The sequence below is a fragment of the Myxococcales bacterium genome (genome assembly GCA_016720545.1).
Lineage (GTDB): Bacteria > Myxococcota_A > Polyangia > Polyangiales > Polyangiaceae > JAAFHV01.
The window spans coordinates 64,459-88,418 of the sequence record JADKKK010000011.1 but is presented as its reverse complement, the minus strand read 5'-3'; the positions used below and the strand labels follow the sequence as shown (position 1 = coordinate 88,418).

The 23,960-nt window shown below is 72.2% G+C and carries 13 protein-coding genes; 5 read left to right on the top strand and 8 right to left on the bottom strand.

Features of this window, described 5'->3' with window-relative positions; translation table 11 throughout:
• Window positions 1-70 precede the first annotated feature (70 nt).
• Entirely contained in the window at window positions 71-1,354 is a 1,284-nt protein-coding gene (locus IPQ09_19885) for a phosphoenolpyruvate kinase (protein ID MBL0196442.1), read from the bottom strand.
• Window positions 1,351-3,090, bottom strand: coding sequence for a protein kinase (locus IPQ09_19880; protein MBL0196441.1), 1,740 nt, complete (start codon window positions 3,088-3,090; stop codon window positions 1,351-1,353). The genes IPQ09_19885 and IPQ09_19880 overlap by 4 nt, the downstream gene beginning before the upstream one ends.
• A gap of 164 nt (window positions 3,091-3,254) precedes the next feature.
• Between IPQ09_19880 and IPQ09_19875 the strand changes: the two genes are divergently transcribed.
• Window positions 3,255-4,799, top strand: coding sequence for a VanW family protein (locus tag IPQ09_19875; protein MBL0196440.1), 1,545 nt, complete (start codon window positions 3,255-3,257; stop codon window positions 4,797-4,799).
• A 336-nt stretch (window positions 4,800-5,135) separates the two neighbouring features.
• Here the strand turns inward: IPQ09_19875 and IPQ09_19870 are convergent, their stop codons facing one another.
• Window positions 5,136-6,680, bottom strand: coding sequence for a hypothetical protein (locus IPQ09_19870; GenBank protein ID MBL0196439.1), 1,545 nt, complete (start codon window positions 6,678-6,680; stop codon window positions 5,136-5,138).
• Between the two features lie 72 nt (window positions 6,681-6,752).
• Complete coding sequence (locus IPQ09_19865; protein ID MBL0196438.1) at window positions 6,753-9,035, bottom strand: LysM peptidoglycan-binding domain-containing protein; 2,283 nt, start codon at window positions 9,033-9,035, stop codon at window positions 6,753-6,755.
• A gap of 121 nt (window positions 9,036-9,156) precedes the next feature.
• On the opposite strand from IPQ09_19865, the gene IPQ09_19860 reads away from it, so the two are divergent.
• Window positions 9,157-10,029 carry a lysophospholipid acyltransferase family protein gene (locus tag IPQ09_19860; protein ID MBL0196437.1) on the top strand — a complete coding sequence of 291 codons (873 nt, stop codon included), beginning with the start codon at window positions 9,157-9,159 and terminating at the stop codon, window positions 10,027-10,029.
• Between the two features lie 162 nt (window positions 10,030-10,191).
• On the opposite strand, the gene IPQ09_19855 is transcribed toward IPQ09_19860, so the two are convergent.
• The gene (locus IPQ09_19855) at window positions 10,192-11,673 is read right to left on the bottom strand and encodes an outer membrane protein transport protein (protein ID MBL0196436.1); all 1,482 of its coding nucleotides are present in this window, start codon (window positions 11,671-11,673) and stop codon (window positions 10,192-10,194) included.
• Window positions 11,674-11,796: 123 nt separating this feature from the next.
• Window positions 11,797-15,825 carry a hypothetical protein gene (locus IPQ09_19850; protein ID MBL0196435.1) on the bottom strand — a complete coding sequence of 1,343 codons (4,029 nt, stop codon included), beginning with the start codon at window positions 15,823-15,825 and terminating at the stop codon, window positions 11,797-11,799.
• 245 nt (window positions 15,826-16,070) lie between these two features.
• On the opposite strand from IPQ09_19850, the gene glmU reads away from it, so the two are divergent.
• The 3 genes from glmU (at window position 16,071) to IPQ09_19835 (ending at window position 19,930) form a co-directional block, all read left to right on the top strand.
• Complete coding sequence (glmU, locus tag IPQ09_19845; GenBank protein MBL0196434.1) at window positions 16,071-17,519, top strand: bifunctional UDP-N-acetylglucosamine diphosphorylase/glucosamine-1-phosphate N-acetyltransferase GlmU; 1,449 nt, start codon at window positions 16,071-16,073, stop codon at window positions 17,517-17,519.
• Window positions 17,520-17,783: 264 nt separating this feature from the next.
• Entirely contained in the window at window positions 17,784-18,890 is a 1,107-nt protein-coding gene (locus IPQ09_19840; protein ID MBL0196433.1) for a hypothetical protein, read from the top strand.
• Between the two features lie 65 nt (window positions 18,891-18,955).
• Window positions 18,956-19,930, top strand: a complete 975-nt coding sequence (locus tag IPQ09_19835; protein ID MBL0196432.1) for a hypothetical protein — start codon at window positions 18,956-18,958, stop codon at window positions 19,928-19,930.
• Between the two features lie 331 nt (window positions 19,931-20,261).
• Here the strand turns inward: IPQ09_19835 and IPQ09_19830 are convergent, their stop codons facing one another.
• Both IPQ09_19830 and IPQ09_19825 read right to left on the bottom strand, forming a co-directional pair.
• Complete coding sequence (locus tag IPQ09_19830; protein MBL0196431.1) at window positions 20,262-20,990, bottom strand: hypothetical protein; 729 nt, start codon at window positions 20,988-20,990, stop codon at window positions 20,262-20,264.
• A 1,560-nt stretch (window positions 20,991-22,550) separates the two neighbouring features.
• On the bottom strand, window positions 22,551-23,954 hold the full coding sequence (locus IPQ09_19825; protein MBL0196430.1) for a DUF4339 domain-containing protein: 1,404 nt from the start codon (window positions 23,952-23,954) through the stop codon (window positions 22,551-22,553).
• Window positions 23,955-23,960 lie beyond the last annotated feature (6 nt).

Genomic DNA, 23,960 nt, shown 5'->3' with positions numbered 1-23,960 from the left:
ACCTTCTGCCACATCCTCGTGAGGGGGCGCCTGCGCCGGGCCTGGTTCGTCGGCCGAGCCGGCCCCTTGGCTACGGGAGCGCGTGTCCGAGGAGGGGCGGCGTCTCGTCCTCGAGCAGCGCGCCGGCCGCGCGCCCCCGCCGGAAGAAACCAAGGAGGCCGTGGACCGTGGCGGCGTCGTCGAAGGCTTGGCCCGTCGCAGACGCCCGCGCGGCCTGCGCGGTGAACGTGGCGAGGCGCGCGCTGGCGGCCCCGAGGCCCGTCAGGTAGTGCGCGTAGACCGCCAGGTACCGGCCAACGAGCTGCGCGGGGTGCAGGTCCCACCCTTGGTGCACGCCGATCGCGAGGGCCGAAGTGACGTTCGCGGCGTGCTCGCGGAGGGCCCCCTGGATCGCCGCGTGGTTCTCGGCGCGCTGCGCGTCCGTCAGCGCGTCGCCGCGATGGACGGGCAGCGGCAGGCGCGTGGTGGCGCCGTCGACGACCCGCGCCCCCGTGCCCGCCGCGCCGAGCTGCATGAGCGCGCGGGCCGCGCCGCACAGCGGGCTCTGGAGGGACTGCGCGCTCGCCGACACCCCGAGCGTCGAGAGGAGATCGTAGGCCCCGAGGTGCACCGAGGTCACGCGGCCTCCGCCAGCGCCGACGAGCGCGCGCGTCGCGACCGCGCCGCCTGCGTCGAGCAGGGCCTCGGGGGTCTCGATCATGAGCTCGAGCCCGACCGCGCCGGGGGAGAGCCCCAGCTCGGACTCCGCGAGCGTGAGCAGCTCGCAGAACAGCGCCACGTCGCGGGCGTCGCGCACCTTGGGGAGCGTCACCACGAAGCGCGGGGGCAGGTCGCCGCCTCGCGTTCCCAGGCCCTCGAGCACAGCGAGGAGCGTCCTCGCCGCGCGGCCTCCGGTGTCGCCGTCGAAGGCCTTCGTGCGCACGCCGAGCAGCGGGAGGGGCCGTTCCCCCCCGCGTGCGCCCGCGTAGCCCGCGAGCGCCTCGCCGACGCGCGCCGCGTCGAGGTCTTCGTCGGCCTCCGAGCGGGCCCCATACCCGTCTTCGAAGTCGACGCGGAGATCGTCGAGGGGCCGCTCGCGCAGGCGCTGGGCCACGCGCGCTCGCACCGCCGAGGCGACGGGCCGCGCCGACTCGCCGACGATCGCGCACACGTCGTCGTCGCTCGCGACGTGGGCCTCGAAGGCGCGCCGCGCGAGCTCGCCGAGCTTCTCGATCGCCCCCGCGCGAAACAGGTGTGCGCCGCCGTACAGGACCGACACGGGCGCCGGTGGCCCTGGGGTCGCGGCCTCCGCGCGGGTCGTGCGCGCCACGAGGTCGGCCACGCGGGGATCTCCCGCGAGGAGCCGGCCCGTCACGCGTGGGCCCCGTCGGCCTCGAGCTGCTCGAAGTGAGAGCCGAGCTCGCGGCGCTTGCGGAGCGGCATGCAGAAGAGCTGCGTCTCGCTGATGAGCTGGGCCTCGAGGGTCGCGCACATCGCCTCGCGCTCCTCGGCCTCGCGCTCCTCACGGGCGCGCTCTTCGTCGCCGCGCTGCTCCAGGTTCGCGAGGGCCGCGCGCAGCTCGCGCAGCTGGAAGTCGATGTCGAGGACCCTCGCCTCCTTCGTGGACAGCTGCGCCACGCGCTCGGCGTGCTCTCCGCGCGAGGCGAGCCACTCGCGGGTGGTGGCGGCGAGCTGCTCGTAGGCGTCGGCGAGCTCCGCGCTTGGTTCACGAAAACCGGAGCGGCCCTCCCAGAAGAGCTGCTCCTTTGCGAGGGCGCGGAGCCGCGTCGCGAACTCTTCGTCCCGCGCGCGCCCGTTCACGGTGAGCGCCTGCGCCGCGCGCGCCTCCTCCTTGGCCCGTGACGCGTCTTGGCCGAGCACGTCGACCGCGAAGCCGAGCTGGAGGCGCTGCTCACGGTGCTCCGCCACCGCGCGATCGGCCGTTCGGCGCGCGAGGTCGCGCTCGAAATGGGCCTGCGCGTGCCGCGCGACGAGCTCGTGCACGGTGAGGAGGCATTCCAGGAGCTCCTTGGGGGCCTTCCTGTGGTCGCCGTACGCGACCGTGAGCATGTCGTCGAACACCGCGACGCGCCTCCGCCAGACGCCGTGGTCGGAGGCCGGCTCGAGGGTGAAGCGCTGCGCCGAGCTCTCGCTCAGCGTCTCGGGGGTGGGTGGCGCGTCGAGCGAGAGCGCCGTCAGGATCTCGAGCGCCGTGGTCTGCACGCGGTGCGCGTCGACCGGGCGCTCCCCGGGCTCTTTCGCGAGCATCGTCGCCACCAGCGCGTCCAGCTCGGGCGGCACCTCCGGGTTCTGCGCGCTCGGCGGCGGCGGCACGTCGCGGAGGTGCTTCACGAAGAAGGTCGCGATGTCGGCCGCGTCGAAGGGCAGCTCGCCGGTGAGCAGCTCGTAGAAGACGACGCCGAGCGCGTAGAGATCGGCGGCCGGTCCCACCTCCGCGTTCTTGATGCGCTCTGGAGCCATGTACTGCGGCGTGCCGAACAGCTCTCCCTGCCCGGTGAGCCGGCTGTCGTGCATCGATTTGGCGATGCCAAAGTCAAGTATCTTGACCAGCTCGGTGCCGTCGTCGCGCTGACAGAGGAAGATGTTGTCCGGCTTGATGTCCCGGTGCACGACGTCGAGGTCGTGCGCGCGGGCGACGCCACGCGCGAGCTGCACCATGATGTGGAGCGCGCGCCGCAGCGTCATGGTGCGCGAGCCGATCGTCGCCGAGAGCGGCGCCCCGTGCAGGCGCTCCATCGCGATGTACGCCGTCCCGTCCTCGGTCTCACCCTGGTCGTAGATCTCGATGATGTTCGGGTGCGTGAGCTTCTGGGCGTTCTTCGCCTCCCGGCGGAAGCGCTCGCGCACGACCGCGTCGGTGGCCAGCGTCGGGTGCATGACCTTCAGCGCCACGGGCTTGCCGGTGAGCTTGTGGGTGGCGCCGTAGACGGTCGCCATGCCCCCCTCGCCGAGCACCTCGTCGATCACGTAGCGCCCCGACAGCGTGGTGCCGAGGCGCACGTCGGCGACCTCCTCGAGCGGGGTCGCGTCGAAGACGCACGTACGCGCCGCGTTCTCGAAGCGCATCTTGCAGCGTGGGCAGGTCTTCAAGCGACTTCGGAGCATACCCGAAACGCGGCTTCGTCGAGCCGAGCGCGCGACGTGGAACGCGCGTGCAGTGCCCGTCCGCTTCACCTCGGCGCGTCCGGCGGCCTATAGTGGCGTCCCGAGGACGACGGATGCGCCCGGAGGCGCCGAGCGTTCGGCCGATCAGGATGCGCACCCCCACACCCACCCGGCTCCTCGTCGTGTCGCTCGTCGCGGTCGCGCTCGCCGCGGGCGCCTTCGTGGCGCGCCCGTACGCCCTCCCGAACACCCCCGCGCTGCCGGGGCTGCGCGTCGACGGGGTCGAGATCCCCCGGGGCAGCGACGGCGCCGCGGAGGTCCGGGCTCGCAAGGCCGCGCTCGAGGGGCGGGTGGTGACCCTCACGAGCGGCAAGGGCACCACGACCGCCACCCTCGCCGAGCTCGGCCTCGCGGTCGACGAGGCGCGCACGCTCCAGCGCATCGCCGCGCTCGGCCGCGACGGCTCGCTGCTCGAGCGCTTCCAGCTCGCGCGTGAGGCGGCGCGGGGCGAGCTCGACGTACCGCTCGCGCTCGCGGTCGATCGCGACAAGGGCGTCGCGCGCCTCGAGCCCGTGAAGGCCGAGATCGACGTCGCGCCCACCCCAGCCAAGCTCGACCTCGACAAGCACGCCACGCTCCCTGGGGTCGACGGCGTCTACGTCGACCTCGACGCGACGCTCGCGCGGGTGGAGGACCTGGCGCGGAGCGGCCACAAGAACGAGCCCAGCGCGCTGCCCCTCGTCACGCTCACGGTGCCGCCGCGCGTGTCGAGCTCGTACCTCGCGAGCCTCGACGTCTCCACCGTCGTCGGCGAGTTCGAGACGCACTTCTCGCGGGGTGGCGATCAGGCCCGGCGCGGCCGCAACATCGACGTAGCGGCCTCCAAGCTCGAGGGGCTCGTGCTCTCGCCCGGACAGCTCGTCAGCTTCAACGAGATCGTGGGCGAGCGCAGCGAGGCGAACGGCTTCCAGCGGAGCTGGGAGATCTTCAAGGGCGAGATGGTCGAGGGCGTGGGCGGCGGCACCTGCCAGGTCGCGTCGACGTTTCACGCGGCGGTGCTCTTCGGTGGCCTCGACGTGCTCGAGCGGCTGCCGCACTCGCGTCCGAGCGCCTACATCCCCATGGGCCTCGACTCCACGGTGGTGTTCCCCGCCGTCGACCTGAAGGTGCGCAACCCGCACCCGTTCCCGGTGGTGGTGCACACGAAGTCGACCGGGAACACCCTCCGCGTCGAGCTGCTCGGCAAGTCGAAGCCCGCGCGGGTGGTCTTCGGTCGCGACGTCGTCGCCACGCTCCCCTACAAGCGAAAAATCGTCGAGGAGCCCGGGCTTCCGGCCAATCGGGTCGTCCGAAAACAGCATGGAATCAAGGGCTTCCGCATCAAGCGAACTCGCCAGCTCGTGTACGAAAACGGCACCTCGAAGACCGAGGAGTCGACCGACTTCTACCCGCCCACCACCGAGATCTACCTCGTGCCAGCGGGCTTCGACGAGGGCCGCCTGCCCGCGCTCCCGGACGCCGACGCCGACCCAGGCGACGGACCCCGCACCCCCGCGCCGAGCAGCGGCGGCGCCGTCGCGTGCGCCGGCGACTGCGCGAAGCCGGGCGACATCGAGGTCGTCAACGGTCGCGGCGTGCACGCGCCCACGGGCGTGCAGGTCGCGCCACCCCGCTCGGTGTCCCTGAAGCGCTAGTCCCCTGGAGTCGTGGTTCGTATCAGAAGTCCGGTCTTCGGTGTCATTCCGAGGAGCGAGGGGGTGCCCCGTTTTCGGCGGCGGCGGGCCCGTCCTCAACTCGGACGTCGTTCCGCGCGGTGGAGGCGGCGCTTTGCGCTCAGGGGACAGTGGTTTCGGGTGTGACCGCGCGAGAACGCCGACCCTCGAACATGAGTATCCTCCCACCGCCGCCGAAAACGGGACACCCCCTCGCTCCCTTGCGGCGAAAGGCCGAGCCGCGCGACTTCTGGAAGGGATCACGCTTCCAGGGGACTAGCTAGCCGCGTGGGCCTCGCCCCGCGCGAGGCGCCTCGGCTACAGCGTGTAGCTCGTGTTCACGTTCGTGATGCCGTTGCCGGCGGGGAAGGTGGTGGCGCGGAGCTTGGCGGCCACGCACTCCTGGGCCGCGCGCGAGGCCGAGCCCGACACCGAGACCGTCGCGACTCGCCCCGCGGGGAGCACCACGAAGCGCGCGACCACGGTGCCGTGTCCCGGGTCCTTGCAGGCCTTCATCTGCGCTCCCGTCGCCGCGATCGCGGCGCGCATGCCCGCGCTTGGGCTCGCCGCGCTCGCGGAAGCGCGGCTCTCGAGCTGGCTCTCCCCCGTGACCGTGCCCTCGGCGACGTCGAAGCGCGAGGGCTTCGAGGGGAACGCGAACGCGGGCGCGCCCTTCACCGCGCTGCCCGCGAGCACTCTCACCTCGGCGTTCGAGGTGCCCGTCACCGCCGGACCCGAGCTCGTGAGGGTGGCGCCCTCGACGGAGAGCTTCAGGTTGTGGTCGGCGTGGAGCCCCTCCTTTTCGCCCTGCACGCTGGCGCCCTTGCGCAGGCGCACGTCCGCGTTGGTGCCGAGGCGCAGCGCCGTGTCCTTCGCCACGAGCTTCGAGTCCTCGAGCAAGAGCTTCACGTTCGACCCCTTCGTGGCCACCGCGTCGCCTCTGGACGACGTGAGGGCGCTCTTGTCGGCGAGCTTCAGGTCTCCGTTGTGCTCGACGAGGAGCGCCGCGTCCCCGGCGCTCACGGTGAGGCCGCGCGCGTCGATGGAGCCGTTCGACCCCGCGAGCTGCACGCCGACCTCGTCGGAGGTGATGGTCGAGGACTTCGCCGTGACCTTGCCGTTCGTCGTCGTCTTCAGCCCGTGCTCCTTGCCCTTCAGCGTCGCGTCGACGAGCGACACCTTCGCGTTCGAGCCGAGATCGATCGCCGCCTGCCCGCCGGTGACTGTCGAGTTGCGCACCTCGATCTCCGCGTTGCCCTCGCCCTTGACGCCCACCTCCCCGCCGTGGAGCTCGCTCTTGTCGCTGATCCACACCTTCGAGTTCGTCGTGGCGAGGTCGAGGACGGTCGTCTTGCTCGTGAGCTTGCTGTTGATGATCTTGAGCTCGAGGTTGACGCCGCCCTTCACGATCACGTCGGATGACTTCAGCGTGCTGTCTTTGAGGGTGAGCTTGCAGTTCACGCTCGCCTCGACCACCGGTTTGTCGCCGTCGTAGTTCTTGCCGCTCAGGATGAGGGTCTCGTTCGGGCGGCACTGCGTGGGCAGCGAGACGAACCGTCGCCCGAAGGCGCTCACGCCCGCGCCGACGCCCACGACGAGCATGATCGCGACCGGAATGAGCACCGGGATGAGCGACGTGGCCACCGTGGCCCCCACCGCGCCCGATGGGATGTAGAGCACCGTCGAGGGCACATGGCCCGGCGCGCCGAACTGCGACACCCGGGTCTGCGGGGCCTTCGCGCGCTGAATCGAGATGGAATTGTTGCAGTAGCGGCAGGTCACCACCGTGAGGTTGGGATCGACCTGAAGGGGGGCGTTGCAGCTGGGGCAGCGCTGCTCGACGAGCTTGACCGGGCCTTGCATGCGGCCACTCTACACGCGACAGGGGACCCGCCGCTCGCCCGGATCCCGGGCGGCCGCGCTCGGCCAAAGCGCTCAGGGGGGGGGGAGGGGCAGCACGTCGGCGCGGGCGGCCAGCTCGCCTGGTCGCGGGCCGTCGTTGTGGGGCACGTACAGCACCACGCTCTCCCCCGCGGCGAGCGGCTCCGACTTGCCTCGCCGGTTGATACGCTCCATCAGCTTGGCCGACACGCCGTGGCGCTTGCCGATGACCTCGAGCGTCTCGCCGGCGGCGGCCTGCACGACGATGCGGCGTCGCCCCTTCTCCTCGAAATGAGCGAAGAACTCCTCGCTGCCGGCGACGACAGTGCGCACCGAGCCCTCGCTGAGCCAGCGCGTCTGAGCGAGCTTCTCGCGGTCGGCGACGAACACTTGGAGCGTCATCCCCTCGAGCAGGCGCGCCCGCAGATCGAGGGCGTTCCAGCGGCGGAGCTCGTCCGAGGTGACGCCGAACGCCTCCGCCAGCGAGCCGGCGGTGTCGCCCGTCTTCACCCTGTAAAATACACGCGTTCGATCGGGGTACACGTACACGTCGGCTGGCACGATCACGACGGGGCGCTCGCCCTCCGGGCTCGTCGAGGGTGCGGGCGCCTCTGCGGGCGTCCCGGGCGTCGTCGCGGGCGCGCTCCCCGCGGGCGCGGGCGCGGGCGCCGGCACCAGCAGCACGGTGCCGCCGTGCAGCACCTCGCCGGGGGCGATGCCGTTCAGCTCGACGAGCCGCGACGTGGCCACCCGGTGGCTGTCGGCGATGTCACTCAGCGACTCGCCGGTCTTCACGACGTAGCGATCCGCGGGCACGCCACGCTGCTTCGCGAGCGCTTGTGCGCACGCCGGCCCTCTCCCTGGCGGCACGCGCACGGCGTAGCCGGGGCCGTCGGTGGGCGGCGTGCGGCCCGCCCGGAGCTCGGGGTTCAGCGCCTCGACCTCCTTGGGCTTGCACCCCGCGGCCTGGGCCACCGTGGCGAGCGGGGTGCCCGGCGGCACGACCACCTCGTCGCCGACGACGGGGGCCTCGAGCTCCACGGCCTGGAAACCGAACCTCGCGAGGTTCCGGCCGACGATCGCGCACGAGAGGATCTTGGGCACGTAGAGCGTGGTCTCCCAGGGCAGCGAGCCCTCGAGGTGCGACAGCGCCCAGTAGTCGTTCGAGTTGTACTTCTTCACGACGCCGGTGATGCCGCCGTACCCCATGTTGTACGAGGCCATCGCCAGCTCCCACGTGCCGAAGCGCCGGTAGAGGTCCGCGAGGAAGTCGGCGGCCGCCTCGGTCGCGCTCGGCACGTGGATGCGCTGATCGGCCCACCGGTCCTGAGAGAGCCCATAGATCCGACCTGTGCCGGGCATGAACTGCCACATGCCCAGCGCGCCCACGGGCGAGCGCGCCTTGGGATCGAAGCCGCTCTCGACCATCGCCAGCCACACCAGATCCCCGGGGAGGCCCTTCTTCGCGAGCGTCTTGCGGATCGTGTCGCGGTAGCGGCCGCTCCGCCGCAGCCACGTGGCGAACATGGCGTGGCCGCGCGGATCGTCGCGCCAGAACTCGAGGTAGCGCACGAGGCGGGCGTCCCAGCGCACGGGGAGCTCGGGGAGCTCGAGGCCTTCGAGCCACGACAGATCCCGATCGGTCGCGCCGCTTGCGCCCCCCGCGGACAGCACCTTCGGGGGCGGGCCCGAGCTATGCGGGCGCGGCGGCGTCCCCTCCGTGGCCATCGGCGAGGGCTCGTCCTTCGGCCACGGGGTGCCCAGCGGCGGTATGCCCGGTGGGAAGAGCTCGCGCTCGGCGTCGTGGAGGGCGCCGAGCTCCGCGCTCTCGGCGCCGAGGGCGGCCTCGTCCAGGGTCGAGCCTCCGGCGACGGCGCGCCGCCCCTTCGGATCCTCGTCGCGCGTGGGCCCGGGCGCGCCAGCCTTGGGCGCGGCCGCCGTCGCAGGGAGGGCCGCGTGAGGCGACGCGCCTGGCTTGGCGGCGCCCGGCTTGGCGGCGCTCGGCTTTGCCGGCGCCGGCTTGTGCGGCGGGGGCTTCGGCGGTGGGGGCTTGTGAGCGGCGGGTCTCTGCGCCGCGGGCGCGGGCTTGGCGGGCGCGGGCTTGGCGGGCGCGGGCTTGGCGGGCGCGGGCTTCGGGCTCGTCGCGGGCGCGGGCTTGGCGGGCGCGGGCTTCGGGCTCGTCGCCGGCGCGGGAAGCGGAGCTGGGCCTGGCGGGCTCGCGGGGGTCGCGCTCGTCGCGGGGGCGTCGGCCGCGTTCGCCGTGGCGGCGTGGGCAGCGAGCGAGGTGAGCGTGAGGACGATCCCCAGGGCTCGAGCGTGTGCGCGCAGACCCGTCATGTCCTACCTCCTCGCACTGTGAGGCGCCTCGGTCAACCTTTCGGCCCGGAGGCGCGGGCGAGGTGGCGCGCGCGCGCGGCGAACGACGCGCGCCCCCGCGTGCTAAACCTCCGACTTCACGATGGAAGGACGCCTCCGCTACGATGGCTATTTCTGGCGGCGCCTCGCGCTGCTCGGCGCGGCGAAGGGGCCCACCTGGCTCCTTCGCTACAGCCCGCCGCTCATCGCGCTCGCGGCGATGGCGCTGGTGCCCGAGGCGCGCCACGCGGTGCAGCGCAACCTCACGCGCGTCCGAGGTCGTCGCGGGCCCGCGGCCGACACGGTCGACACGGCGCGGACCTTCGCCGCCTACGCCGCGTCGCTCGCCGAGGCGCTCGCCGCCGGCTCGAAGAACGGCGTCTCGTTCCAGAGCCACACGGTCGACGGCAAAGAGAACATGTACGCGGCGCTCGACCGCGATCGTGGCGTCATCGTCGCGAGCGTGCACTCGGGCGGGTGGGACGTCCTCGGCGCGCTCTTCGCCGACCGCGTGCGCACACAGGTGACGATCGTGATGGAGCCCGAGCGGGACCCGGTGGCGCGGAAGTTTCACGACGAGGTCCGCGAGCGCGCGGGCGTGAAGGTCGCCCACGCCGGGGACGATCCCCTCGCCGCGCTGCCCCTGCTCCGCGCGCTCCGCGAGAAGGGCATCGTCGCCCTGCTGTGCGACCGCACACCTCAAGGCATGAAGACCTTCGACGTCGAGCTCTTCGGCGCGCCGGGGCGCATCCCCCAAGGGCCCGTGCGGCTGGCCCAGCTCTCGGGCGCGCCGATCGTGCCGCTCTTCTGTGTGCGCGCGGCGTTCCGCAGCTACCACGTGCGCGTGTGCGAGCCCATCTTCGTGCCGCGCAGCGCGGACGAGGCGACCCTGCAGGCCGCGGCCCAGCGCGTGGCCGACGCGATGACGGCCTTCGTGACCGACTACCCCACGCAGTGGTTCCACTTCCACGAGTGACCCCCGGCGGTGCGCCGTCGAGCGGCACGCCCAACAGTCGACGTTTCTCTGTCGAACGGGCCCGCGCGGGCCGCCGCCGCAAGCTCCCCTGTCCCGCGTGACCTTCGCCGGCTCGGTCCACCCGCCCCCCCGCAGCCCGCCTGATACCACGACTCCAGGGGACTAGTCGAACTTGTAGTTCAAGCCGCCGCCGAGGGTGAGCGCGCGGATCGTGTACGTGCCGCCGTTGACGGCCTCGCTCGCCGTGGGATTGCCCTTCACGGGGTTCACGCGCGGGACCATCGCGGTGGCCGGGTCGACCTCCACGTCGGGCGCGAAGATGTACGAGAACGCCGCGTCGAGCCGCCACTTCCCGATGTAGAGCCCCGCGCCCCCGCCGACCTGGACCTTGTTCGTGTCGACCGTGAGCGGCGACACCCACTCGGTGGGGATGGCCGAGGTCTCGTAGGAGATGCCCGCGCGGAGCGCCGTGCGGTAGTTGTAGAGCGGCTCCTTGAAGGTGAACTCGCCGCCCAAGCGCACCGAGTTCGAGTCCTGGAAGTTCCGAGGCAAGGAGATGGGCGCGACCTTGAACGGCGTCGGGAAGCCGGTCACGTCACGCAGCGACATGTTGTTGGGGGTGATGTCGATGCTGTCGTGCGCCGACCAGAACTCGCGCACGTACGCGGCCTCGATGCGCACCTGCTTCTCGTTGCCGAGCTTCTGACGAAACTCGACGCCCGCGCGCAGGGTGCCGGGCAGGCGAAATTTGACGTTGCCCTCGTCGCCGTCCTGCTTGGCGCGGTCGAACGGGGCCGCCGTGGGGAGGCGCACCTTCAGGGTCGCCGGCGCCGAGATCCAGAACGGGAGGTGCCCGGACACGCCGATGCGCACGTGCTCCTCGGGTTCGAACACGGCGCCGAGGCCGCCGCTTGGCGCGAAGATGGGGCCCGCGCTGAGCTGCGAGGTGGCGTCGTAGTTCGGGTCCTCGGGGGCGCCGATGAGGCGGTCGGCCGGGTTGGCGTTGAACACGACCGTGGAGGCGAACTTGCCTACCAGCACGTCCACGCCGGCGCCGATGCGCACCTCTGGGATCGGCTTCCACGCGAAGTAGCCGCCGAGCTGCACGAGCGCGGAGCCGTCCATCGAGAGCAGCGAGTACCGCGATGGCGAGGGCTGGCCGTCGATGGTGGCGGGGTAGGTGGCGATGGGCACGTACGGGGCGAGGATCGCGCCCGCGAGCGTGTACTGCTTCTTGTCGCCGAAGGCGTACGAGCCGGCGATCGTGGGGATGGGCAGGAACGGCGTGGAGCCCTTCACCGTGGGGTACTCGTACACGCGCACGGTGCCGCTCGCGTCGACCACCTGCGTGCGGCGCTTGAACTCGGTCGAGAAGTTCAGCCAGGTGCTGTCGAGCAAGATGCTCGTGCCCGCGTCGGCGAGGCCGGCCGGGTTCGACCACACCGCGCCGAGGTCGTCGGCGCCCGCGACGAACGCGCCGCCGCGGCCCACGGATCGCACACCGCGGTCGGAGAAATAGAGGCCCGCCGCGTGGGCGTCGGTCGCGGTCGCGATCGCGCTCACGCTCGCCCAAGCCGCCGCGAAGACCGTGGCCGCTCGCAGAGCGCGCGTCCGCGTGCGGTGTCGTTGGAGGATGGGGGGCATGCTTGCGGTCATTGTCGCCGGGGTCGGCACGTTGGGGGAGCGAAAAGGACCGCCACCCCACGCGCCCGCGCGTCGTGGTCGCGGCTCGCGGTCGGGCGCGTGGTCAAGTGGGCGGGTGAGAGGTCAGCGCACCCCGTTGCGCACGACCTCGTAGAACTGCTCGAGCCCGCGCTCCTTGTTCAGAAGGAAGTCGGACACGTTGTCCGAAATGTTGCGGTAGTCGGGGTTCGCGAGGCGCTCCTCGGGGGGGCGCGTGGGGTCGAGGCGGTTCACCTCCGCGATCGCGTCGATCATGACCTCGAGCGGCGTCTTGCCCTTCTGCGGCCCACCAGGGAGCGGCGTCACGAGCTTGCCCAGCACGACGGTGATCACCTGGTTCGGATCGATCTCGCGCGCGCAAATCTCCGTGCCGTCCGTGTCGAGCGCGCGGCCCGCCATCTTGGCGAGCAGCGCCGACTGCGCGTCGATGAGGCCCTTCTCGAGCACATCGCCCTTCGCGTCTTTCTTCGTGGGGGCCATCGCCGTGGAGAGCACGCGGATGAACGGCACGAGGTTCTGCTCGTCCTTCAGCACCTGCGCGACGTCGGTCGCGGAGGCGAGCGTCGCCTGGAGCGCGTCGTTCTTGGAGGCCTCGTCCATGAGGTACTGCATGAGCGTCTGCAGCTCCTTGCGGGCCGGCTCGTCCTTGCGGAGCGCGTCGGTGAGGTCCATCGCGGTGGCGAACGACGGGCCGCCCACCGCGTCGCTCATCTTCTTGGGCAGATCGTCTTGGATCCACGCGCACCGCTCGTACGGCGGTGAGAACGAGCGCGGGCAGCGCGCGTAGAGCTGGGACCGGAGCAGCTCGGTGATGACCGGCGTGAGCTTGCTCAGCGTGGGGTTCGCGAACTTCGAGCTTGTCCCCTTGCCGGTCACGCTGACGAACTGGTCGACGAGCTGCGAGCGCGCGCGGCGCCACCGCACGAGCCGCTCGCCCTTCTCTTCGGGGTGCGCCACGTCGTAGTCGGCGAAGGTCTTGTCGATGGCCGAGAGCGCGTTCGTGATGAGGTAAATTGGCGTAACTTGTGGGGTTTTTGAGCCATCATTCCGAAGGCCCGTGACATCGCCGCGGCGGTTCTTGAGGCCGCTCGTCTTGGCGAGATCCGGCGACAGGAGGGAGCGCGTCGCGGCGGCCAACACCTGCGTGCCGGTCACGGTCTCGGTTTTGGTGCAGGCCTTCGTGGTCGGGTCGGTCGCCGTGCACCGCTTCACGAGCATGGAGTTGAGCTCCTTCGAGAGCGCCACCACGGCCGGGAGCACGTCCTGCGCGAACACGTTCGAGAGCAGCGGCTCGTACGACACGAGGTTGTCGCGGACGCAGCTCTTGCCCGGAGCCACCTCGCATTCGGACGCCGACGCGTCGGCGTTCGCGTAGTGCCGGCTCATGATGACCGACAGCTCGACGAAGAGGTCCTCGCGGTTCTTGCCCACGAAGGCGGCGACGGTGGGCTGCATGGCGTCGTAAAACCCGAAGTGCTCGAGCACGAACAGCGCGTCGCGGTCGCGCTGGTCGAACCAGTCGCCTTCCTTGCACGAGCGCAGGCCGCGGACCATGCCGTCGGGCGCGACGGCGGCGCCGGGCCCGCACCCCGAGTTGCCCTTGCACGGATCGGGGATCACCCGCTCGGGGCAGATCGCCGAGCCGATGTGCTCGCCGTTGAGATCGCTGATGAAGAGCTTCGACTTGGCGTTCTTCGTGTCGTTGAAGTCGAAGTGCACGAGGCGGTTCAGCCACGTGGGAGTAGGGCGGAGCTCGCGCGCGTCGGGGCCGGTCCAGAAGCCCTTCAGGCCGGAGGCGTCCTCGATGAGGCTCACGTTCGCCGCCGTCGCGCCGATCCCCAGCGCGCCGTCCCGCATCAGCCCGTCGCGCAGGTAGAGCACTCCCTTGCCGGGCAGCCCGGAGATCGCGCCCAGGTAGAACTGGGCCATGTCGGTGATCTTGAGCGCGCGGCACTCGCGGAAGCCGTTCGCCCGGTCGGCCGCGTCCTCGAACGCGAAGAGGATGTTGTCGGTCGGGATCGTGAGCTCGATGCCGAGCTTCGCGTGCGCCTTGCCGTCCTTGCGGTTGCACATGGCCACGCCCGCCGTGTCGGCCACGGCTTGCAGGAATTTCTGCAGCGCGCTCCGGTTGTCGCCTGTGATCTTCTGCCCCCGATCGACCGGAGTCTTCATCTCGGTCGTCGAGCGCGTGGTCACGTTGAACGCCGGACCGTTGATGTTGTCGCGGTTGTAGCTGATGCGGTCTTTGTACTTGGCGAAGTTCGCCATCGCGGCGCCGAGCTGCGAGGTCTTCTCGTTGGCCATGGCGGCCATCAGGTCCTCGAGGAGGCCGGGCTCCTTCGCGATCTTCGCGGCGACGTCGAGCACCTCGTCCCAGAAGACCGAGTTGGCAGGGATCTTCGCGCCGTCGTACTCGGGCGCCTTCGCGCTCTCCTGGGCCGTGAGGAGCGCGCCCACGGTGCGCGCGATCTCCGCGTTCTTGTCGATGAAGAGCGACCGCGTGAGCTGCAGCACCTCGTCGGCGTTCTTGTCGCCGAGCGCGACGAGCAGGCCGTACACGAGGTCGAGCATGGGCGAGGTCTCGGCCTGGAACCTGTCGTACTGCACCGGACCGCTCGGGAAGTCGCGCTTGCTCGCCGGCTTGCCGTCGCGCGCGCCCATCGCGACGTAGGCGCCGGCCACGGCGTCCATCACGGTCTCGTGGCTCTGGGTCGCGTCCGGGTTCATGAGCGGGCGCATGTCGGCGAGCATCTGCGCCGCGAAGGTGTGGCTCGTGTCTACATAGGAGTAGAGCAGGCTGTTGCCGACCACGGCGCGCCCGGACGGGTCGCGCGGCGTCGTGACCTCTCCGCCGGGGTAGTAGAAGGGCGAGGGCGCCAGCGCGCCGTTGCTCGTCACGAACTGGCCGAGGTCGTCCACGTCGGGGAGCTTGTCGCCGTTGGCGTCGACGAAGGGCGCGCCCGCGGGCCCCGCCAGCGCGGCGAAGCCTCGCGCGTCGCGCCGCACGATGTACCTGGGCGGGCCGCCACCAAACAAAGGGTCGCTCGTGAGCATCACGGTCTCGACGATCTCCATCGAGTCACGCGGGCGCGACAGCACCGCGCGCCCCAGCTGCGCGTCGGTGGTGGCCGTGAGCGGCGCCGACAGCGGGTCGGCCGTCATGTGGAACATTTCCTTCTGCGCCACCTCGAGCATCTTGTTGAACTGGGCGTTGGCGGCCCCCGGCACGAGCGCTCGCGGCAACCCCGGGACCTTCGCGCCCTCGTAAGGCTTCGAGTCCGCGGACATCACGTTGAGCGCGGTGTTCGCGAGATCGCGCAGGCGCGGGTAACCCGCCATGGGCCGCGCAGCGCCCAGCGCGACCTCGTTCGGGCGGTAGCCCCGGCGTGCGCCGAGGCGGGCCCACGCGACCTGGGCCTCCTCCGACTCGCGGAACGCGTTGATGACCTTCGCGAGCGACTGGGTCGACTGCGGCAACGTGCCGTCGAGGTACAGGTCGGCCATCTGGCCGAGCATCCGCGCGAGCTCGTCGTTCAGCTTCCCTTCGCCGCTCTTCTGCGGCGCGTTGCACGACCTCTTCGGGTCCGGGTTCGCGAGGTCCTTCACCGGAATCACGGCGTCCGGGAAGGTCGCGTCGAACGCCTCGATGAGGTCGTCGCGACGGCGGGCGAAGCTCTCCACGCGGGCGATCGCGTACGCGCGGGCCGCGCGCTGCTTGTCGGCGGGGACCGGCTTGCCGGACACGTCCTTGCCGCTGACCAGGAGGGCCGGGAGCTTGGTCGTGTCGACCTTGTCGGTGAACTTGCCGTTGGTCTTGTGGCACAGCCCGCGGAACGACGCGCCGTTCAGGTCTTCGCGCAGCGCCTGCGCTCCGACGCGATCGCAGAGCACGCCGTACATCTCGGTGCCGAGGCTCGCGCGCACGGGGGTGGTGCGCGACGTGTCGAAATCGCCGCACGCCATGGCCCCAAGCACGAGCCCGCCGAGCCCGACGCCTCGGAGCGAGCGGGCGAGCGGGCGCGCGGGCGCGCGGCCTGCAACGCGGGCGGGGGCTGCGGCGGGGGCTTTCGCGGGCGAGCGGGTGCTCTCGCCGGGCTTGGGTTCGACACGCATGGATCGGAGGCCTCCGCGTCCGCTTGGGCGATCGCGGAATGCGCGCCGCGCCAGCGGTCTCGCGCCTCATTGTGGTCGAAGCGGCCCGCGGGAGCGAGCGAGCACGCGCTGCGTCATGTCGTTTATGCGACGCGTTAAGTTCACGGACTACGCGGAAAGCAAGGGCTTTCGGATGGGCTTGAACGGGTCTACCGTACGCGAGCCTCGCCGCGAACGTGCGGTGCGCGGCCACGACGGAGCCCCCGATGAGCGAACCGCTTCAGGTCCTTCAGGTCAAGACCACCGCCATCATCCTCGCCGCGGGGCAGGGCACGCGCATGAAGAGCGCGCTGCCCAAGGTGCTCCACCGCATCTGCGGCAAGCCGCTCGTGTACTACCCGGTGCAGGCGGCGTTCGACGCGGGCTGCCACGACGTGGTCGTGGTCGTCGGGCATGGGCGCCAGCAGGTCGAGGCGGCGCTCGCCGAGGCGTTCGGCGATCGCGTGCGCACGGCGCTTCAGGTCGAGCAGCGCGGCACCGGCGACGCCGCGCGCGCCGGCCTCGCGGCGGTGCTCGAGGGGCTGCCCGACACCGAGCGGGTGCTCTTGTTCTACGGCGACGTGCCGCTGCTCTCGGGGCCCGACGTGCGCGCGGTCGCCGAGAAGCTCGACGCCGATCCGCTCGCCGGGCTCGCCCTCGCCACCTGCTCCATCGACAACCCGCAGGGATACGGCCGGGTGCTGCGTGACCCCACCGGGCAGATCGTCGAGATCCGCGAGCAGAAGGACCTGAAGACCGACGACGAGCGCGCGGTACGCGAGATAAACCCAGGCATCTACGCGTCGAGCCTCTCGTTCCTGTCGGACGCGCTGGGCAGCCTCACGACCAACAACGCGCAGAACGAGTACTACCTCACCGACATCGTCTCGTTCGCGGCCAGCTCGGGCAAGCGGGTCGTCGGTGTGGCCTCTCGCGCCGACGTGATGGAGGGCGTCAACGACCGCACGCAGCTCTGCGCGGCGGAGGAGCAGCTGCAGGCGCGTATCCTCCGGCGGCTCCGCCTCGAGGGCGTGACCGTCCGCGAGGGCGCCCGCGTCGACTCCGGCGTGGTGGTCGAGCGCGACGCCGTCGTCGAGTCGTACGCGGTCCTCCGCGGCGCGACGCGCGTGGGAGCCGGCGCCGTCATCGACGTGGGCTGCGTGCTCACCGACGTGGTCGTCGAGGCCGGCGCACACCTGAAGCCGTACACCGTGGCGACCCGCTCGAGCATCGGCGCGGGCGCCCAGATCGGCCCGTTCTCGCACCTCCGGCCCGAGAGCACGATCGGGGAGGAGGCCCACGTCGGCAACTTCGTCGAGACCAAGAAGACCACCATGGCGAAGGGCGCGAAGGCGAACCACCTCGCCTACCTCGGCGACGGCGTCATCGGCGCGGGCGCGAACATCGGCGCGGGCACCATCTTCTGCAACTACGACGGCTTCCAGAAGCACACGACCACCATCGGCGCCGGCGCGTTCATTGGCAGCGACTCGCAGCTCGTCGCCCCCGTCACGGTGGGCGAAGGCGCCTACGTGGCCACGGGCACCACGGTGACCAAGTCGGTGCCCGCGGACGCCCTCGCGATAGCGCGCGTGAAGCAAGAGAACAAAGAGGGCTACGCGGCGAAGCTCCGCGGGCGCATGAAGGCCGCGAAAGAGGCCGCGGCGAAGAAGTAAGGCGCCCGGTCGAAATGAGTGTGTCAGCTTCCGTCGAGATCGACGCGAGGCGGGTGCCCGCGGAGCGAGCGCCGGAAGCCTATCTTGTAGTGTGAGGTGTAGTCTGAGGATCGCAGCGACGAGGCCACCTGCCGCAGCGAGAGGATCGGCGGAGATGGCACACTCGTTGCGCCCGGGCGACTATGGCCGCAAAAGCGCGAGAAGAGTCAGTTTTTTTGGGATTGTGCGCGCCCGCGGGCGGCCCGTTCGGGTTAGGGTCGGCGGATGGTCCGTCGCCGCCTCACCGTGCTGGAGGAGAGCCCGCTCCCGCCGCTCTACGCGGGGTGGATGGCGGATCTCCTCGCGGGCCCCATCCCCCGTGAGGTCGAGGCGACCTGCGGCGACTGCGCCATGGTGCCGGCGCCGGGCGACGCGCCCGACGCCGCCAGTCGCGCGTTCGATCCCTCCGTGAAGTGCTGCACGTTCCTTCCCCGCCTGCCGAACTTCCTCGTCGGGCGCACGCTCCTCGACCGCACCGCGAGCGGTCGGCTCGGCCGCGCCACGGTCGAGGCGCGCCTCGCCGCGCGGCAGGGCGTCACGCCGCTCGGCCTCGGCGTGCCCGAGGAGTACTCCGCGCGCTACCGCCACGCGGGCGATCACGACGGGTTTGGACGCACGCCGTCGCTGCGCTGCGCACACTACCTCGATGAGGACGGAGGCCGGTGCGGCGTGTGGCGCAACCGCGCGAGCGTGTGCTCGACCTGGTTCTGTAAGCACGTCCGCGGCGCCGTCGGCCACGATTTCTGGGTCGAGGCGCTCCAGCCGCTCCTGCTCTCCGTCGAGCACGCGCTCGCGCGGTGGTGCGTGCTCGAGCTCGACCTCGGCATCGACGCCCTCCGCCGCCTCTTCCCCGCGTCGGTCGGCGAGCACGCGAGCCGGCCCGTCGGCGCCGATCTCGACCATCAACCGCACGCGTACGAGACGGTCTGGGGTGAGTGGCTCGGCCGCGAGGCGGAGCTCTTCCGCGCGAGCGCCAGGCTCGTGAACGACCTCGCGTGGCGTGACGTGCTCGCGATCGGTGGACCCGAGCTCCGCGTCCGCGCGCGCCTCGCGGCGGCGAGCTACGCGACGCTCGTGGAGGCGTCGTCGCCCCCACGCCTCCGCGTAGGTGAGTTCCAGATCGTCGACATCGGGCCGGATTACGCGAGGATCTCGAGCTACTCGACCTACGATCCGCTCGACGTACCCACGGCGCTCCTCTCGCTGCTCGGGCGCTTCGATGGCCGCCCGGTCCCCGAGGTGCTCCGCGAGCTCGAGACCCAGTACCGCGTCGATCTCGACGACGCGTTCGTGCGCAAGCTCGTCGATTTCGAGGTCCTCGTCGTCACCTGAGCGCCGCGCGCACGCGCGCTGCGTTTGCCTGGTCACGGCGCGCTTCTTCGGCGAGAGTGCGCGCCATGCGCGTCGCCCGCCCCGCTCGCTCGTCCGTGTCGTCTCCGTCGCCGTTCCCGCCGTCGTCGCCGCCGCCATTGCCCTCGTCGGCCGCGCGCGTCCTGGCCTCGGCGGCGCTCGTCCTGGCGGGGCTCGGCGCGGGCGCCCGCGTCGCGCGCGCGGACATTCTCCCCGACGGCAAACGGGCGCTCGACGTGGCGGTCACCTTCACGGGCGCCATCGACAGCCACATCGTCGCCTATCCCACCGATTGCATGGGGCTCGACACGAAGCTGAACCCGCACCTCGAGTACTACCAGGACTACGACGTGCTCGAGCAGGGCGCGCCCCGCGCCCCCTACAAGTTCTGCAACGAGAAGACCCGCGTGTGGGCCCTCGACTCGGGATCGTTCAAGAAGTCCCCCGGCGAGAAGGTGCCCGCGTTCGTGCGGAGCCCGTGGAAGCTCGACGAGCTCACCCGTGTGCGCACGTCCGAGCGCGGAGCCCTCTTCCGCGCAAGCCCCCACATCCACGCCACAGGGTACTCGATGCCCGCCGCGGGCCTCGTCGACGAGGGCTCGCCGCTCGCCAAGGTCGAAGAGGTCGTCACCTTCGGCGGGCTGCCGCCGCGCGTCCAGGGCGTTCGGCTCACGTACCGCTACAAGGACGGCCCCCCGGAGGAGCACAAGTACACAGTGGGGTCGCGACCCCAGCCGCTGCGCGCCGCCGCGCGCGACTGGATGGCCGGCCTCGTGGACGAGAAGCCCGACGCGGGCGCCTCCGAGGCGGACGCTGGCGTCGCGCCCGCGCGGCTCGACAGGAAGCTGCCCATCCCCGCGCCGCCGCCAAACACCGTCGCTCGCGAGGCGCCGCTCCCGGACGCCCGCGGAGAGGAGACTCCCCAGCCCGCGCGCAGCCGGCGGTTCCTCCTCGCGCTCGCGCTCGCCGCCGCCGTGGCGGCAGCGTTCGCGCTCCGTGAGTCCGGGGCACGCGCGGGCTAGTCCCCTGGAAACGTGATCCCTTCCAGAAGTCGCGCGGCTCGGCCTTTCGCCACAAGGGAGCGAGGGGGTGCCCCGTTTTCGGCGGCGGTGGGAGGATACTCATGTTCGAGGGTCGGCGTTCTCGCGCGGTCACACCCGAAACCACTGTCCCCTGAGCGCAAAGCGCCGCCTCCACCGCGCGGAACGACGTCCGAGTTGAGGACGGGCCCGCCGCCGCCGAAAACGGGGCACCCCATCGCTCCTCGGCATGACACCGAAGACCGGACTTCTGATACGAACCACGACTCCAGGGGACTAGCAGAGCGGCGCTGTCCAACGCGACGCCGCGACGTCAGGGCGTGAAGACCTCAGGCTTCGGCGCGGGGGGCTTCGGGTCAGCGGGCTTCGGCGGGGCCGCGCCGCGGCCCGGTGGCTTCTTGGCCGGCGGGGGCGCGCTCGGGGCGGGTGTCGCTTTGGCAGCGTAGCTCGTGCCGGTGACCGAGGAGAGATCGTTCACGAAGCGACGCGCCTCGTGCGCGTGGCTGCGCGCGAACACCGCGAGGTGGCGGAGCTCCTCCGCGGCGGCCGCGAGCTCGGCATCGGTCGAGCGGCGCTTCGCCCCGTCGTTCGCGAGCTCGCGCTTTGCCCGCGGCCGCAGGTCGTCCGCCTGGTTGGCGAGGTCTTCGAGCGCCGGCGCGCGGGCCTCCACACGGTCGGCGCGCGCCAGCTCGCCCCGGGCGGCGACCTCCACCGCCGGTCGCAGAGACGTGCCCGAGCTCACACGCTCGCGCAGCGCAGCGACCAGCGTGTCCGCCGAGGGCCGCGGGGGCAGGCCGAGCGCCGAGGCCAGCGGCTTGCGGTTCTCGGTGCGCTCGTCGGCCCACGCGCGCCCTTCGTTCTGCGCGTCGTGGACCTTGCGGAAGTACTCGTCGTAGGCGCCGACCCCCGTGGTCACGAGCTGGCCGCGCGCCACGCGCGAGCTCTGGATGGGATCACACGCGGATACGGAGAGCGAAGCGACCAAGGCGAGGAGGAGCGAGCCGCGGAGGAGGGGGCGCGGGGGCGTCGAGGCGGGGGGCACCTCGCCATCCTATCGCGGACCGGGGGCTCGCCGCGACGCTGGCTCGCGCTTCTTCGTTTCCGCGCCTCCGCCCCGCGCTACTTGCCGTCCTTGCTACAGACGATCGGCGCCGCCAGGAGCTCGTAGTCCGCGTCCTTGGCTGCAAAGTACACCAATGCTCCGCGCCCCGCCTCGTTGACGGCGCCTCGGGCCTGCCCCGCGTTCGCGCCGCGCTCCGACACGTCGAAGGCGTCGCCCGCTGGCACGCCCGCGCCGTCGATGACTTGCGCGCGCACTTGGTGGGCGCTCGCCGGTCCGCCCGTCCACGCAAGGAGGAACGCTCCCCGCCCGAGCGAGACGAGGGAGGGGGCGATCGCGCCCTCGCTCGCCTCGGCCTTGGGGAGCTCGAACGTGGTGGGAGCCGACGCGCCGCCGGCGCCCCCGAGCTTCCCGCCGAACAGGCGGAGCGACCAAGGGCCCGCGGCGTCGAAGCGATCGGCGTACACCACGAGCCAGTCGTCGCCGCTCACCGCCACGCTCGGGACGCCCGTGCGCCCGAGGCCCGCGGCCTTCTCGAGGCCTCCCCGGGGCGAGAGCTCCTCGCCGATCGCCACGCCCGCGTAGATGGCGCCGCCTTGCCGGAACGCCACGGCGACGCCGCGCTGCGGCCCGAGGCGGCTTACCCGCAGCGCCTCCACGGGGCCCTCACCGAGCAGCGGGAACAGCTCCTTCGGTGGCGCGCCCTCGCGCGCCTCGGCGATGCCCTTGTCGCTGATGCCGATGAAGAACGGTGGATCGAAATCGACCACGCGCCGCGCAGCCACGGCGCCCGCCTTCGCGTCCACCTCGGCCGACGCCTCGAGCTTGCCCGCGCGGAGCACGGGCTGCACCCGCCGCAGCGGGTCCTTCGCGGTGACCGTGGCGGCCGGCGTGGGGGCGAGGTTCGTCCCGAGCTTCACGACCTGGGCGACGGTCTCGGCGCTCGCGAACCCGACCGCGAGCGTATCCTCGCGAGCGAGCACCTCCACCCCCGCCGCGACGACGGCCTTTCGCACGACCGACGAGGGCGCGTCCGTGCGCTTGCAGCGGATGTCGAGCTTGGGCGCGGCCGGCGGCGCCGACGGCGCCGACGGCGCGGAGGCCGACGCGGAGGCCGAGGGCGCCGTCGTGGGCGGCGGTGTCGAGCTCGAACGGAGAGCGATCGCCGCGCCCGCGACGACGGCGAGGAGGATCGCTCCTCCGACGACGAGCGGGCCCTTGCCCTGGAGAGGCGAGGCCACCGGTGGGACGGGGTCGTCGTCGTCCGCCGCGACCGCGCCGCCGCCGCCTTCCGTCGAAGCGAGTGGCGACGGAGCGTTGGCCAGCCCCGCCAGCGGTGACGGGGCGTCGGGCAGGACCGTCGCCGCGAGCGGATCGACGGGCGCGGGCGGCGCCGGGTGCCCAACGACGGTCGCCACGTTCACCGCCGGCGCGGGTCGGCCCGCAGCGGGCGCGGGTGAGCGGCTCGATTCGGGCAGGTCGACCGGGCTCTGTCCGATGAGCGTCGTCGTCTTGGACGGGAGTGGCTCGGTGAGCCGGGGCTCACCCGGAGCGAGCTCCGCGGGCGCCGGGGCCGCCTCCGCTGGCGTTGGCGCGACAGCCACCACCGGGGCAGCGGTGACCTTCGGACGGGTGCGGGCCGCGACCGAGCGGTAGGTGCCCGTGTTCTCGACGACCACGGGGATCGACCCCACCGCCACCCGAGCGAGCGGCGCAGCGACGGGGGGAACGGCCGACGCGCGCGCCTCTGCGGGCTCTCGGTGCCACGCTCGGCGACTTCTCGGCGGCCTCTGCGGGCGCGACGCTCGGCGACTTCTCGGCGGCCTCTGCGGGCGCGACGCTCGGCGACTTCTCGGCGGCCTCGGTGGCCTCGGGGTTCGCGGAGGGGGGGGGCGATCCGGTGGCCGTCGCGACCTGCACGTCGTCGACGGGCGCCATGGCGGCCTGCGCCTGCGCCGGCGGGGCGACGGGGGGCGGTTGCGGCGAGGCGACCGGGCCGGGCGCAGAGGCCGAACCCAGCGGGGCTTTCGGAGCGAGCGGGGCCAGCGGGGCCTTCGGAGCGAGCGGGGCCAGCGGGGCCAGCGGGGCCTTCGGAGCGAGCGGAGCCTTCGGAGCGAGCGGGGGCGCGGGCTGCGCCTGAGGGGGGAGAGACGGCGCTTTGGCCGCCTGCGAAGGCAGCGCCGGCGCTTGCGGAGCGAGCGACGGCGCCTTTGCAGCCTGAGGCGGGAGGGACGGCGCTTTGGCCTGCGGTGGGAGCGAAGGGGCCTTCGGCGCCTTCGCCGCTTCCGCCGCTTGTGACGGCAGCGGCGGCGCCTGCGGGGCGAAAGATGCGGGCTTGGGCGGCGGCGGTGCCGACGCGTTCGGGGTCGCCAGCTCGAGTGCCTCGAACGCGGCGTCGATCTCGCTCTCTTCGTCCACCTGGTTTTCCTCAATGATATCAGACATGGAGAGCTCGGATTCGGACGAGTTGTCCTCGTCGGACGGGAGATCGACGGCGACCAGATCCGTCGCCGCTGTCAGGTCGGTTCGCGTGAGCGCCTGGCTGACCCGCCTCGGCGGCTCGGCGCGCGGAGGCTGCGCGCGCGCGCCCTGGAAGCCAAGCGTCGCGCGAGCGCTCGGCACCGGCCTCGGCGGGCTCGAGACCGGCGCCTTACCCGCGGCGGCGCTCGAGGGGGGAGGGGGACCGTCTGCGGGCTTCAGCGGGACGATCGGGGCGACGACCACCGCTCCGCCCGATCGCGGCGGCGATGAGGGCGGCGCCTGCGGCGCGGTCACGTTCGGGAACAGCTCGGCGACGTCGATCGCGGGGCGCCAGTCGGTCCAGTCCGCGCGCCGAACGCGCGTCGCGGGGCCGATCTCTCCGCGCGAGAGCGCCGCGAGGAGCTCCCCCAAGGGGCCCTCTCGCTCCTGACCGCCGTCGGCCCATCGCCAGTCCACTTCGCTCATTCGATC